Origin of the sequence: Sphingobacterium puteale (assembly GCF_050986225.1) — a bacterium.
In the GTDB taxonomy this organism is placed as follows: Bacteria; Bacteroidota; Bacteroidia; order Sphingobacteriales; family Sphingobacteriaceae; genus Sphingobacterium; species Sphingobacterium puteale.
On the sequence record NZ_CP158959.1, the window covers coordinates 413862 to 429859 of the forward strand.

Consider the following 15998-nt stretch of genomic DNA (forward strand, 5'->3'; position numbering starts at 1 on the left):
ATTATTACTTATCATGAATTATAAAAAAAATAAACGGAATTGGATTTCCAAATCGGCAATTGCAGTCCTGATTTTTACGATCCTTTTTGGAAATTCAGCGTGTAATAAGATCAATGATGTCTCTTCCACCAGATTGGCCACAGAAGAAACGAATTGGAAAACACTGGAAGATGCGAAAGCAAATTTGATGTCAATTTATGGGCTTTTACGATCGGCAACTGTCGCGGACAATGGGCATTGGATTATGGGCGATCTCCGTATGGGGGATTTTACGATCACAAATAGATCTGATTTAAAAGCTGTGGTAAAAGGGCAGCTTAATGCTTCCTATCCAGTCATTAATAGAATTACAAACTGGAGACGTTTTTATGCTGGTATAAATGCGGCTAGCCTTTTTATCGAACGTGCTGGTAAAATATTGGAATTGGATCAACGTTATACAAAACTAAATTATGACGTTGATGTTGCCCAAGCGAGGATGTTGAGAGCGTTCGCTTATTTTTATATGGTTCGCATCTGGGGCGACGTTCCTCTGTTGACATCTTCGCATGATGGTGATTTTATTAAATTACCGCGAACTTCGAAAGAAAAGGTATTGGCCTTTGCAACGGAAGAGCTACTCTCGGCCGCCAAAGTTGTGCCATTTAGATACGGTGGTACCGATCCAATTATGCCTGGATTATATTATGGCGAAGGCTGGCCCTCTTGGAATGGGAATATCTTTACAAGATTATCCGCTTATATCATTTTAGCGCATATTGCAGCTTGGCAAGGAAACTATGTGGATGCGGCAAACTACGCAAAGTTTGTCTTGGATAATCAGTCAACACAATACTATGTCGATGGTGCAAATCCTTTGGACTATATCAACATGGATGGCTTGACCGAGAACAATAACAGCATGAGTCCTTTCGCCTATAAAAGAGCAACGGTTATGGTTGGTTTTCCTTTTGAGTCAGGTAATGGCCTCTCTACAGCCAATGGTCATATAGAACAGTTAACGTTGGCCGCTCCCTTTATCCCAAAAACAAAACCTGAGATGTATGTTCCGAAGGATAGTATAATCAAAATATTCACAGATCCAAAGGACTTAAGATTCAGTATTGATCCAGCGACAAAGCTTTATAGGACAAATTATTTTTATGATTTTCAATCTGAGCTACCAATTTTCAATAAAATCAAAGTGATCTATACCGCAAATACCTCGGGCAATTTTACCATGTTTAGTTCTTCTCTGGTTTTTAGTAGAATGGAAGAAATTACGTTGTTGAGAGCTGAGGCATTAGCTGCTCTGGGGGATAAGGATGGTGCTTTTAGTGCATTAAATAAAGCCTGCGATCTACGTGGAATCACTTTTACATCGGAAAATACACCGGATCTTATCAAGGCGATATTCGAAGAAAGAAGACGGGAATTAATGGGCGAGGGCTGGAGATGGTACGATATGGTCAGATACAATAGACTGAAGAAATCTGAAAAGACCTTTATTGTTAAAAATGGGAAACAATTGACATTTAGAGAATTTGAGCATGAAGGCGGGATTTATTGGCCGGTATCGCAAGATGTTATTAATGCGAATACAATGATTATTCAAAACCCTTATTGGCAATAACCTAATCGTAATTGAAATGTGTATGAAAAGAATAATGAAAATAAGTAGGCTGTTCATGATCTCGGGAATTTTTTCTCTTGGTTTGTGCGCTTGCAGCAAAAGTGAATCGCCTTTTTATGACTATGTAAATACTGTACAAGTGTATAAAGGCACTGCATTACAATATCTGAAAGATCAGCCTAGTGGTACATTTGATTCGTTACTGCTGGTTCTGAAACGTTATCCCAATCTGGAAGACTCTTTATCAAAGGAGCAATTGACCGTATTTGCTCCAGTAAATAAAAATTTCGAAGCATCTATCAAGTATTTAAATATCAGACGAAAGAATATTGGAATGGCTCCGGTGTATCTCTCGACTGCCGACGAGCAGCAGCTCAGTGTCATGCTCTGCAAATATTTTATCCGAGGCAGTAAATCAACAGATAATTATATCAATGATTCAGATGGAGTTTTGGTAAGAAGTATTCTGTACAACTATCCGATGCATGTTAAATATGAAAAAATGAGCTCCTCGGGTTACGTCGAGGGTGGGGCAAGTGCTTTGCGATTCAGTGATACATTTGGCTCCTCTTTTTCCAAAGATTGGGTGCGTACAAAGGCCAATACCGTAAATATTCGGACGGATAATGCGACAATAAATATTCTTGAATCCATCCATAATTTCGGATTTGATGAATTTACCGATCGTTTATCTACTGATTTTGAAACCGATTTAGCCAATTAGAGATGATGAGACTAGTAAGAAAAAAAATTAAACGGAGTGCTGCTGTATTGTTGGGAATCCTGTTTTTGGGGTCTTGCACAAAAAATTTACCCGATGAACGCCTTTCTATCGCAAGTGACTCCAAATATATAACAACTGAATTTAGACCTGTTTTAGGGAGAAACACCTTATTTGACAAGATATTCCAATATGGCAATTCCAGCAGACCGCTTGATTTCAAAATTGTGAATATGCGAAAGTTCAATGGTGATCCAGCACCGGAGCTGAGTCAATTGTACCCCGTCACCGTATGGAAAGGTATCTATGATGGTACTGAAACCTCGATTGCTGAAATAGAAGCAAAAAGAACCACAGAAAATCATCCGCTATTTGAAATTAGGCCCCATTCTGGTGAATTTATGATGTGGCAGGCGGCGAATTCCAATATGATCAGCGCCCAGCCCGATTCAGGCTATATCTTTGATGTCGAGATGTCTAATTCAGGTGGACGAAGATATTTTCAGAATATGCGTTTGCGACCATTTAGGGAGAGACCTTATGAGCCATCTAATTTAGATCCAATCACCGGGCAGGGAACCGGGATTTCTGTTAATCCCTCCGGGATCAACATAACCGGGGAGCGTGGACAGCCATTAAATACGATCAGTGATGTTCAGGTACTGTTTAAAAAAACCGGAAATGGCAATAGTATCACCTTTAAATTTATAGACTCTTTGTCCAACCCGATAGATCCGAACAAATTTGCTACGACCGATTGGAAAAATCTGGTTCATGGATTTAATATGGTCAAAGATGACAAAAAAGTGTCTTATGACGTTGCTTATCCAATCCCGCTGAGTGCGTATCCTACACGATATACAACCCTCTCCGGTGAACAGGCGCGAACTGTATTTAGTTTTAATCGTATGGCTTTTGGCAACGTTCTTCAGCAATGTTACCTCGCGTTCAACTTTAATATCTATGAAAAGGGGGACTGGGAATTGACATTCTGGTTCAAACGTGATAAACCAAAATTTGATAATGATTAATGAATCAATGTAAACTTAAATTAATAATATTTCAAATGAAGTATATATATACGATAGTCATTTTGTTGATTATTGGTGCTCATCAAGTCGCCCACGCTCAGCAACAGGTGAAGGTGACGGGGATTGTGCTTGACGGCGCATCCAGTACCAAAGAATCTATTCCCGGAGTGAATATTTATGTTGGATCGAAATCAATTGGGACAACAGATAGGTTAGGTAAATTCATCATTACAGTTGCCAATAATGAGACATTGACTTTCAAAGCGATAGGGTATAAATCTACTACGGTGAATGTGGATAAACGTACGAACATCACTGTGATACTGAATAGCAACAATGAAATGCTACAGGAGGTGCAGGTGACTTCTGGATACCAAACCAAATCGAGAGCACTGAGCACGGGCTCGGCAGTGACTATTTCCGGTAAGGATATCCAGGGAGTACCGGCGGGAGATCTAATGTCACTACTGCAGGGACGTGTCGCTGGTTTAAATATCCAGAATAATACCGGAGCTCCAGGATTCAGAGGGAGCGTTACAATTCGGGGGATTTCTAATATCAATGTATCTGGAGATGGCAACTCGGCATTTCTTACGCCGACCTCGCCTTTGTATGTTATCGATGGGGTACCCGTGGATGACAATTCCAATTTTTCCTACGGTTTTCAGCAAGCCGGGCCGGGGGTTTCTCCCGCATCTCAAATTCCTCCGGAAGATGTTGAAAATATAACGGTGTTAAAAGACGCTGCGGCAACAGCACTGTATGGATCACGGGGAGCATATGGGGTTATCTTGATCACAACAAAACGAGGCAATTCTAAAGTTCCTATCGTTCGATATAACGGAGCGGCTTTTATGGCGACCGTACCTAAATTAAGAGCTGTCATTGGAGGTAAGGACGAACGTTTATTGCGGATAGACCAGATTATGCGCTTCGATACATCATGGACGCATGCTATTGACCTGATCAATTCAACGCCATTTCTGTCGGATAGTCTCAACGCATATTATAATAATTCTACAGACTGGCAATCCTATTTTTACAGACCAACTTACAATCAAACACACAATTTAAATGTGTCTGGTGGTGACGTTCGGTTCAACTACAAAGTCGCATTAGGTTTATATGATGAGAAGGGGATTCAGGCGAATACGGGATATGGACGTTACAACCTGAATATGAATATGATTTATAACCCAACGGATAGATTTAAGCTGGAAGCTCAGCTAAACAATTCAATCCAGCGTCAGCGAATGGGAAGTGGAAACGGGTTGATAAATACCGGTGTCGCAGATGCGGGAAGCGCTTCATCCTTATTGCCGGCACCATCTTTATATTCCTCTGTAAACGGTGTTTTAGGCGCGATGGAAATCGATGATGACAACAAAGTGTTGATAACGACCGCTACAGTAAACTTGAGCTACGATCTATTCAAGAACTTTAAAATAGGCTCTTATCTAAGTTATACAGGACAGTCCGGTACAAAGGACAATTTTACGCCGGCCATACTCAATTCCAACCAAGCGAAATACTATACTTACAACGATCGTGCGACAACGTTGTACAATCGAAATCAAATTTCTTACGTCTACTCGATTAAAGAAAATGGCGAGGATGCACATAACTTTTCTTTGTTTGGTTTCTCTGAATTACGGGCTTCTTATTTTAAGGCGGATGCTATTTTGAATAATAAAGTGGTCAATGATCAACTACGGGGTCCGTTAACGAAAATGACAAACTATTACACCTCGCTGGGCGGAACTACTGATTTTACGGATCTAAGGACGGTGGCATTTGCAGGACAGTTTTCCTACAATTATAAACAGCGATACGTTTTGGATTTCAATTATCGAATTGATGGGCTTTCTACAAATGGGCCAAATGCCGGATATAAGAAAAATCCTTCCGTAGCTGTAAAATGGAATATAGATCGCGAGAATTTTATGGAGGATGTGAATTGGTTGGATTATGGTTCTGTGCGCTTAAGCTATGGCTCAAATATTACTCCAAATGGAAACATCTATCAGGCTTACGGTAAATATTATGGTGGTGAGAAATATAATAACAAACAGACGGTTGTTACGGATCTTAACTATTTGCCAAATTTGAGTTTGGAGCCATCAAGGGCAACTACTTATAATGCCGGTCTTGATTTTTCACTCTTTAAAAATCGGCTTTCACTGGCGATAGATAGCTACTATAAACAAAATGATAATATCTTCCAGGAGAAGAAATTATCGACGTCAAATTCCTTTAATACAATTGCCTCCACAGAAATTAGCAACGTTAATTATGGATGGGAATTCCAGGCTACCGGACGGCCATTGAGTAATTCCAGCCGGTTAAAATGGACAATGTCAGCATCTTTTGCAATCAATAAAGAAATTTTGGCGGCCCTTCCTGACGGTTTGCGAGAAAAGATTTATTATGATGCTGTCAACAAACAGGATATATATTACCGCTTGGGGATCAATTCTTTGTCAAACTATTTATTCAATACAAAAGGGGTATATGCGACCAATGCACAAGTTCCAGTAGATCCATTAACAGGGCTTCCGTATCGGGTGGGAGGAAAAGGTATTCTGAACTATTTTAAAGAGGGAGATCCGATTTTTACGGATTTGGATGGTAATTATGTTTTGGATGAATATGACCGGGTTATCGCTGGTAATTCTCAACCGCAGATCACTGGTGGTTTTGTATCGATGTTACAATATAAAAATTGGAGCCTCGAGCTCAATACATCTTTCACATTAAAAAGGGATATCCTAAATAATAACCTCGCGAGTCAATTTGCTACGTTCGGGGACCCGACTAAAATGGGATACTTAGTTCCGCTTTCGCAGCTTAACTATTGGCAACAAACAGGAAACATTGCTGATTACGCTAATCCCTTAGATTTTGTTCGCTCGAAAATCATGGATCCATTTCGGTTTAACCAAACGCTCTTCCAAGAGGATGGATCATACTTTAAGCTGAATGCGATTAAAGTTTACTACAATTTTAACCAAGATCTGACTCGTCGTTATGGCATGAACCGGATCAGTATCAACTTTACTGCGGCCAATTTGGGTTATATCACGCGTTATTCTGGACCAAATCCCGAAAATGTAAGCGCTCTAGGCCGGGATTTTGGCGGTAACTACCCCTTACCAAAAACCTTTGCGCTCGGTTTAAACGTTGAATTTTAATTTTTGAAATTATGAAAATGAGAAGTTTAAAATATTTATTTCCAATAGCAGCACTCATGCTGTCCTTGTCAAGCTGTGAAAAATTTCTAAATGTGACACCTATAGATGCTTTGTCTGGTAATAATTTTTGGAAGACAAAAGCAGATGTTGAGGGGTATGCAAATGGCATTTACATGAAATTGAGAAATAAAATCGGCCGAGAGATGCTATTTCCTACCATAGATATACGCAGCAATTTCGTACGAATTGCCGTGAACTTGGACAACAATGGAAATATACCTATTAATAATTTAATTAATCACAATCTTAATCCCGTGGTCAGCGGTACAACGACTTACGACGAGAGATTAAAGTCGGTCATGACCTGGAAAGGATGGTATGATGTCATCGCTGCCAGTAATATATTGTATGCTGAAGTGGCAAATGTTCCATCGGATCAAATTTCGGAGACGGAACGCAAAAGGTATCAGGCCGAAGCAACTTTTACACGTAATCTAAGTTACATGTATATCTGCAAGCTTTTTGGTGATGCGATTTATTATACGGATGCGTATCATAGTGAAGCTTTGGCAAGAACCACGCAATTGGAAGTTGTCAAGAAATGTATCGCAGATATGTTGTCTGTAAAAGACAATTTACCGGTTAAATACGATGATTCATCCTTAATGGGGATCCGTCCTACCCGCGCAAGTGCAGTGGCATTGTTAATGCACCTGAATATGTGGGCAGCCGCTTGGGAAAATGGCGACAAAACACCTTATTATAAAGCCGTTTTGGACCTCTCGGAAGAATTAGCAAACTATAAGGATTATTATTTACTGCCTGTTTCGACAGAAAATACGAAAAGGATTTTTAAGGGAAGATCCCCAGAGAATTTATTCAGCCTATTGCAGGAATATAATTATGGAGAAACATTTGAGTCATTCGCCAATTATTCCTTTTTCTTTTCACATTATCCGTATCGCGGAAACTCTTCCAAAACGGAGAGTTATATGACTTATGAGAAGGAGTATATTGATAAATTATTTCCGGTGTCTGCGACTGATTTGCGCCGTATTACTTGGTTTGAGCGTATAGATGCGAATGGCGGAGCGTTCCAATTTAAAAAATATGTGAACACATATTCTACAGGTACGGGGAGTGCTGTTACGATGAATAGTGATGATTGTGCGATCGTCTTCAGACTATCCGATGCTTTCCTTTTGGTCGCAGAAGCAGCCGCTGAAATGAGCGATGAAACAAAAGCTAAGGAGTATCTAAACAGCGTTCGGTTAAACGCAGGGGCTGCCGCATTTGTTGGTGGGGGACAGGATTTAAAGGATGAAATATTTAGAGAAAGGTGCCGGGAATTAATAGGAGAGGGACAATTTTATTTCGACCTGGTGCGAACGAAACGGGTCATTAGCAGTGACTTTTCGAAAACTGTCATGAGTGTTGGGAATTTTAACAGTGGAGCTTGGACGTTTCCGCTGATTATCACTAGTGATGAGCGCTCGGCAAACCCTAATCTTAATGGTAACACTTTTTGGAATTAATCGCATGAAAAGAAATAGAAAAACGCTATTATTTGTATTTGTAGTCTTGTTATTGACGGCCTGTAATAAGTATTATTACGATACTGGCGTACATGAAGCAAAATATAATGGATCAACATTGGCTTACCTAAAATCAAAGGCGCCATTTTTTGACAGTACACTCATGGTCATCGATTTAGCCGGTATGAACGATGTCTTGGACAAGGAAGATGTTACATTTTTTGCGCCTCCAGGTGGATCGATTAATAAATCCATCATAGGGTTAAATAGATATCTCAAGTTTAACGGGAAAGACACGGTGTCAAGATTGGATCAAATCAAGCCAAAAGTCTGGCGAAATACGCTTTCGCAGTATATTTTTAAGGGAACCTCTCTATTAAAGGATTATCCGCAACGGGATACATTGTCGTATGTCGCCTATCCGGGGCATAATTATACAAGTTATAGCGGTCGGATTATGAATATTGGAGTTATTTTTAATGATGCGGGCGGTGTGCAATATGCGGGTTATCGCCAGCTATTTCTGGCTTATATCCCCGATTTGTCAAATCCACAGGTAGCCTTACAGAATAACCCAATAGCAACATCTGATATTCAAACAAACAATGGTGCGATCCATGTTTTGAACCGGGCTAAACATAATTTTGGTTTTAATACCCAAAAGTTCATCGATGAGGCTATTGCCGAAGGTATTGGTCCCGCGAAACCCTAATTAATTATTTATTCAATTAATCATTTAATAGATGTTAAAGTATAGAAAATACAAGGTAAGCTTTTTGGTGGCGATCTGTTGGATGGCCTTGATCGCCTCTTGTAGTAAAAGCAAAGAACTGGCGGAGGATCCTTATGCTGGCGGAAAGCAAGTCCTGCCGATCAGTTTCGTTTCGAAAACAACAGATCCAGATATAGTTGATCCAGGGTATACACTGGATCTAAAAGTTAATGGCTTGCTAAAATTTAAAGATAAGTTCAAATTATACATCAATGAAATTGAAGCAGAGGTTGTTAATTTTTCAGATTCTACGATCCGATTTATTGTGCCTGAAAAAGCCAGTACGGGTAGTATCTGGATTACGGTTGATGAGCAGACTTTTTTTGGTCCTATAATCAAGATCGGGGGGAAGGTAGCTGTGGATCAGACATTCAAAATTGTTAATGGTGCCGGCCGACTTTCGGGATCTGGTCAAGCGACTGTCTTTGATGCTGAGCAGCTGCCGAACGGAAGATTTTGGCTGGTTGGAGCCTTTGATAATTTTGAACTGAAAGGAACAGAATTAGTGCCAAACGGGGGGATAGCTCAGATAGATGGAGCCGGAGCCTATTCGACCAGCGATATTAATTTTGGGAAAGGTGTATTTGGTGGGATGAAGACTATTTACTCTATTAATCGTATTAATAATGGTACACAAAATGGTAGTTATATCATCGCAGGTAACTTTTCGGCGTACAATAGTACACGGAGCAACCGGCAGACCATTAGTAATATCACCCGTTTAACTGCCAAGGGAGAATTGGATACAATCGTAACAAACGCGATCGTAAATCCAAAACCCAGTGAAACCTGGAAAAATATAGATACGGTACCTAGTTTCAATGGTGGCGTGGACGGAGTCATCAGAAAGACGTTCATATTCGACGAAAAAATCTATGCTGTCGGAAACTTCCAGAACTATAGAAGAATATATTACCCGAATTCGACTTACGATGACAAGGTTTATGATGTGACACGTATGTTGCAAATGGTCCGGATGAACATGGATGGCTCCATGGACTCCACGTTTCATTATAATGAAAGCACGCATCAGAGCGCCATGGCAGGAAATGGTGTCATTACTGACGCAATGATGCAGTCGGATGGGAAATTAGTCCTGGTTGGAAATTTTACGACATTCAATGGGATAAGTGCCAATCGTATTGTACGGATCAATCTGGACGGCTCGGTTGATCATACTTTTCAGGCAGGTACTGGTGCTGACGGAGATATTTATTCGATTCGTTATAGTGAAAACTCCAAAAAGATCATATTGAGTGGCGTCTTCAAATCATTCAATGGGAAATCCGCATCGGGCATTACTTTATTAAATGCTGACGGATCGTTGGATAACACGTTCCGGGGCGAAGAGATCAGTGGCGGATCCGCGACATTTGCGGCGCAGCTGAACAGTGGAAAGATATTGGTGACGGGATCTTTCAATAAATATGGCGATTATTTACGCCAGGGTTTCATGGTTTTAAATCCGGATGGAACACTGGCGCAGGGTTACAATAATACGGGTGGTTTTCAAGGTCGAGTTTATGATATGATTGAGAGTTTAACTTCAGCAGGCTCACAGGTTGTGTTAGTGGGGGATATTATTCGATTTAATTCGATGCTACCACATAATGTACTTCGAATAGATATAGAAAATTAAAGCGGATATTTTTAGAAAACGAATATGAAAAATAATAATTCTAAATGGCAAATGCGGTTCTTGTTACTACTCTTGGCTACAGTTTCCCTAACAGTATCGTGCAATAAAGAGTTTGAGAATGTTTTGCCTACTTCGTATGGAAATGATACATTAAACGTAGGAGATGGTTCTCGACGTGTGCTCTACATTATTCTTGACGGAGTAAAAGGAAGCGCCATTAAGGACATTGCTCCTCAAAATTTAACAGAACTGACAAAGCGTTCGATCTACACTTACGATGGAATCGCAGACTACCAGCGTAACAATTTAACATTTGCTTCCGCTTGGACAACCATGTTAACTGGGGTTGACTATACGAAACATCAGGTGGTTTCGGAAGATTTTTCTGGATTTGACAATAGCAAAACACCGACCTTGTTCACTGTATTGAAATCCGAAATAAACAATGTTCGTTCAGTGGCCTTTTCAACGGAAAACTCATGGAACACCAAACTGGCTAAAGATGCTACGTTGGCAAAAAATCTGGCAGATGATAACGAACTAAAAACAGCTGTCGTAAATGAGTTGAAATTGGAAAATCCGAATTTGCTTGTTGCACAGTTTCATAGTGCGGACAAAGCGGCAAACAAGGACTACACCGTTAGTAATACAGCTTATGTAAACGCTATTAAAACGATTGACGGTTATATCGGGGAAATCTTGACCACATTGAGAGCACGTAAGACTTTCAGCGAGGAAAATTGGTTGGTCGTAGTCGCCTCCAGTAAGGGCGGCGGCGTTTCTGGAGGATCAGATGGATCTAACATTTATGCCGATGAATCAAGAAATACCTTTGTAGCTTATTATAATCCAAAATTTAGTCCAGTTGCCTATAAGAAACCGGATGTTGGTTCATTGCCTTATGCTGGATCATCGCCGAAATTTGTTGGCAATGGCTCGAATGCGGCGCAAACCGATGCGCAACTTGCGAATTTTGGTTCCGATAAAGATGCGACTATTCGTTTCAACATCCGCTGGGACTATGGGGCGACTTTCTATCCTAGTTTTGTGACAAAAAGAGCGAGTTTTAGCTCCGGTGTGGTGGGATGGACATTCTTTATGGAGTATGGTGGCGGTGTGGGGATAAACTTTAGTCAGTCAGGACAGGGAAATACACAACGGACGCATAGTCGTATTATCTCAGACGGAAAATGGCATAACATTTCCGCTAGGTTTTGGAAAGAAGGATCCACACGTTACGTGTCTTTGTATGTCGACGGTATTCCAGCTTCTCAAGGACGGTTAAACATTACAAATTTGGGGAATATTGATACCCAAAGTCCATTACGTTTAGGGTCTATTGGAGACAATAATGTCAATTGTATTATTAATGACCTCGCTATTTATGATGTTGCTGTTCCCGAAGATATCCTAATAGCGAATAGTAAAAAAACGCCATTAACGCCTAATAATGATCCTTATTACAACAATTTAATAGGTTACTGGAAGGGAAATGAGGGTGCGGGAACGGAAATCAAAGATGTTTTGGGTAAATCGAGCGCGTTTAAACTTTCCGAAAATACTTCATGGAGTTCATTTAGTGATATTTCACCTAATATATCACCGGAAATTTCTCCTTCGGCTTTTATGGCTGTACCCAATGGAGTGGATATTCCGGTTATGATCTATACATGGATGAATGTGACTATTCCAAGCAATTGGGGGTTAATGGGCAAATTTTATAACCCAATTATTAATTTACCAAAAGACTAATTTATGAAATTTCAACAGTTCACAATATTATGTGCGATGACGGTATTGCTATCACTATCGTCTTGTTCAAAATATGGATATAATATACCGGATGGATATCCTGACAATTCAAATAATCCAAAGGAAGGTGAGATAGACACTAACCTCCGGGAAATAGATAAATCCATGTATGCTAAGGCCCGCGTTTTTCCAGGTCTTGTTGACCAATCGGAACCCCGTGTCAAGGATGCCAAGTTTACTTTAGATTTGAATTTCACAGATCAAACTGCACAAAACTTACGGATTTCTGTTGCTCCGGAACCCCAGTATAGCACGGGGTATTATGCTGCACCGGGAGAATTGGTTAAGATTGTCGTTCCAGCGGGGATTGAAGGGCTGACCGTTCAGATCGGAGGTCATACAGACAATCTGGGCGGAAAATTTCCGCTTTTGAGAGATCCGGTAATCTATATGCGTCAACGTTTGTATGCAGGTGTGAATTATGTACGGAATCTGTATGGCGGTACAATTTATATAAGACCTAATAGAGCGTATTCTACACCGGTAGAGTTTACGATTACGAATGCATGTGTATCTCCGGATTTTATTTTGGGGAAAACGAATGACGCAGAATGGGTTCAAGCGGTGAAAGCTTCACAGGTTCCTTGGCTGGAGTTAAGGACAAAACGTGTTGTTTTCCTTATTCCACGCGATAGGGTAGTCCGATCATTTACTTCGGGCGAACCATTTACTAATCCGACGGCGGTCATGACACGCTGGAATGATGTCTTTGATTTAGATTATAATGGCTGGATGGGGCTGTCCGATAATGCCCAGGATATCAAGGATCAAAGCCCTCAGGGAGCTTGGCGAGGAGTCTTAGACATTCAACTTTCAGTTGGGTACGGACATAGTGGTTTTCCTTTTGTTGGATTAAATGATGCAGAATGGTTTGGAGGTATGACCAGCCTGAAAGCGATCAGTACAAGTGAGGGTATGTGGGGTTCATACCATGAATTTGGGCATAACTGTCAACAGGGCTCCGTCTGGAGCTGGAGTACACTTGGTGAAACAACAAATAATCTTTTCAATTTTAAGGTTGCCAATCGTATTGGTGCTAATTATAGTAATTTACACCCCGCGGTAACAAGCGGATTTCCGCAAGCGATCAGTTTTGCCAGTCAAACTGGGGTAGTTAAAAACTTTGATGCTGATGCGGCGATGGATGATCCGTTTAAAAGGATGACTCCATTTGTTCAGATCTTTGAATTATTTGGCTATGATGCGATGACTTATTTATATCGCGAAGCGAGACATGCATCACGATTAAATCCAAATGATATTACCAAGCATAATTGGGTCTATGAAAAGCTTTCAGCATATGCAAAGACAGATCTGGCTCCTTTTTTTGATGCTTGGGGGATTACCTATAGTCCTAATGTGGCGGTCGGTGTGGCTAGTAAATACCCCTTATTGAAGAAGGCCATTTGGACCTATAATCCCCTGACCAAATCAGGCGGAACAGGAGATATCGTGTTTAAAACGAGCGTTGTTTCTGTTTCCTCGCCTGCAGAAGAGGGCTCGTTTGCTAATTTGGTTGATGGAGATCCGAATACTTTTTATCATTCAAAATATAGTGGTCCTACCGCGGCGGAAACTTATCCATTTAAGTTTGTGTTTAATGCGGGTGCTATTATGCCGGTGAAAGGTATGTATTTTAATGCAAGACCGGGGGGTAACCGTGCTGGAGATGGCAAAGAAATAGAGATCTACTATAGCCAAGATAATGTTTATTACACGAAAATCGGGGCGGCTACTTTGCCTAATAATAACAGTGAGTTTGAATATATATTTCCAAATGGGAATGTAACGGCCAAGTACTTTCAGGTGATTGTGAAGAACGGTTATTCGACTAATCCCTATGTTGTATTCGGTGAAATGAACTTGATTAAACCATAATTGTTGATTTAGGATGGAAGATGTGATCCCTTTGGGAGCTATTCTCCTTCAAAAAAATATGTAGATGAAATTAAATGCTAAATTTATCGCAACAGTCTGTTTAGCCATAGTGGCGGCGGCACTATATTCAAGTTGCAAGAAATACGATAATCCTCCTCCCGTGTACGAGGAGATCAAAGATTTGACAGCGTCTCAGCGCAAAGTACTGGTCGTTAGTATCGATGGATTATCTGGCGCGGATCTTATTAAAGCTTTGCCAGCTAATATGGCGAAATTACAAAAGAATGCCAAGTTTTCTTATAATACATTGATTACCGCCTCGAGTACGGGGGGATGGGTGTCTATGTTAACAGGGACGGGTTTTTCTAAACATAAAATAAGCAATGAAAATTTTGAAAGGGAGCAGGATGGTAGTGATAATGAGCATGAGGATTTGGTGTACTTTAGAAATGTTCTCGATTATGTTACTCAATATAAATCTGTGACAACAGCGTTGATAACGCCATGGAAAAATTTGAGAGATTATGTGAAAAATTCAGATTATGCCCCTGTCGTAAATACCGATCAAGCGGTGCAGGACAGTGCTGCGTCTCTTCTCAGTAAGGTAAATAACCTCGGAACCGTTTTTGTTAATTTCAAAGATGTGGAATATGCAGGCGAAGATGGTGGGTATACGCTTTCAAATGATACGTATAAAAATGCGATTGTCCAGGCCGATACGCGTGTGGGAAAGTTATTGGAAGCATTACAAACGAGGAAAAATTATGCGGGTGAAGACTGGTTAATTATTGTGACAACCAACCATGGGGGTAGCCTTTCTGAACCTCAGAATGGATTTGTAATTGTTTATAACCCCTCGTTTAAAGAGTTTGAGCTTAAAAAATCAGGATTTAACCCTGTGTTATTTAATACAAAAACGTCCCGGGCAGTTCTGGACAAGGATAATGGCTTATATGATGCCGGCGAAACAAAAAGTTTTTCGGTACAGATGGACGTTAAATTCAATGCGACGCCTAACGGATATTCGAGTTTTTTTAGTAAAAGCACGAACCTGAGTGGGCAACGTATAACAGGTTGGCAGTGGGCCTATTATCCGGGCGGAAAATGGGTAGTTACCGTCGGGGGGACTTTAAACGGAGGCCAGGGCAAACAGGAAGCCGCATCAGCTGATGCTCCGGGAACGACGGATTGGCATACCTATACAATGACGGTAAATTATGTTAATTCCAGTACAAGGAATCTGGTTATGTATATGGATGGTAAACAGCAAAATAGCATAAATATCAGCAACCGTAAAAGCCTAAGTACAGCTGAAGCATTTCGGATTGGTCATCGTGAAGGGGATAATGATGTGGTTACCCCATTTTATAGTGCCAATTTAGCGTATTTTAATACTGCATTGAGCGAAGAAACGATACAGAAAACGATGGGATTGACTGATATCACCAAACATCCAAATTATGGAAATTTAATTGGATTTTGGCCAATGGACGAAGGAACAGAAGGGACATTCTTTAATACTGCTCCGGGGGGATATAATATGGGGTTGTCCGGTGGTTATACATGGACAAACTTAAATTCTTTCTATGCTCCGGGGACTAAACCGGAACCGATTACATCGGTTCTCTCAATTCCTTCTACAGCGAGTGATATTGCCGCATTGACCTTATATTGGATGAATATAGATATTCTTGCGGATTTTAATTATGATGGAAAACCCTATCTGAAAAACTTTGAAATTGAATTTCTAAAATAAAGGGATTTTTTCGCTGCATAACAAACGGGAGCCATCAAATTTTGATGGCTC

The 15998-nt window shown here is 40.5% G+C and carries 10 protein-coding genes; all 10 read left to right on the plus strand.

The window, feature by feature from the left end:
* The first annotated feature begins 13 nt into the window (after positions 1-13).
* On the plus strand, positions 14-1612 hold the full coding sequence (locus ABTV71_RS01690; protein WP_433902078.1) for a RagB/SusD family nutrient uptake outer membrane protein: 1599 nt from the start codon (positions 14-16) through the stop codon (positions 1610-1612).
* Positions 1613-1634: 22 nt separating this feature from the next.
* Positions 1635-2336, plus strand: coding sequence for a hypothetical protein (locus ABTV71_RS01695; protein WP_433902079.1), 702 nt, complete (start codon positions 1635-1637; stop codon positions 2334-2336).
* A 2-nt stretch (positions 2337-2338) separates the two neighbouring features.
* Complete coding sequence (locus ABTV71_RS01700; RefSeq protein WP_433902080.1) at positions 2339-3364, plus strand: DUF5007 domain-containing protein; 1026 nt, start codon at positions 2339-2341, stop codon at positions 3362-3364.
* A 35-nt stretch (positions 3365-3399) separates the two neighbouring features.
* Positions 3400-6555: a SusC/RagA family TonB-linked outer membrane protein gene (locus ABTV71_RS01705; protein ID WP_433902081.1), complete on the plus strand. Its 3156-nt coding sequence runs from the start codon at positions 3400-3402 to the stop codon at positions 6553-6555.
* 17 nt (positions 6556-6572) lie between these two features.
* The gene (locus tag ABTV71_RS01710; protein ID WP_433902082.1) at positions 6573-8090 is read left to right on the plus strand and encodes a RagB/SusD family nutrient uptake outer membrane protein; all 1518 of its coding nucleotides are present in this window, start codon (positions 6573-6575) and stop codon (positions 8088-8090) included.
* 4 nt (positions 8091-8094) lie between these two features.
* On the plus strand, positions 8095-8802 hold the full coding sequence (locus ABTV71_RS01715) for a fasciclin domain-containing protein (protein ID WP_433902083.1): 708 nt from the start codon (positions 8095-8097) through the stop codon (positions 8800-8802).
* Between the two features lie 31 nt (positions 8803-8833).
* Positions 8834-10501, plus strand: coding sequence for a DUF5008 domain-containing protein (locus ABTV71_RS01720; protein ID WP_433902084.1), 1668 nt, complete (start codon positions 8834-8836; stop codon positions 10499-10501).
* 24 nt (positions 10502-10525) lie between these two features.
* The gene (locus ABTV71_RS01725; RefSeq protein ID WP_433902085.1) at positions 10526-12253 is read left to right on the plus strand and encodes a LamG-like jellyroll fold domain-containing protein; all 1728 of its coding nucleotides are present in this window, start codon (positions 10526-10528) and stop codon (positions 12251-12253) included.
* 3 nt (positions 12254-12256) lie between these two features.
* Entirely contained in the window at positions 12257-14191 is a 1935-nt protein-coding gene (locus tag ABTV71_RS01730; protein ID WP_433902086.1) for a M60 family metallopeptidase, read from the plus strand.
* A gap of 64 nt (positions 14192-14255) precedes the next feature.
* Positions 14256-15947 (plus strand): alkaline phosphatase family protein, encoded by a 1692-nt coding sequence (locus ABTV71_RS01735; RefSeq protein ID WP_433902087.1) that lies wholly within the window; start codon positions 14256-14258, stop codon positions 15945-15947.
* Positions 15948-15998: the final 51 nt, after the last annotated feature.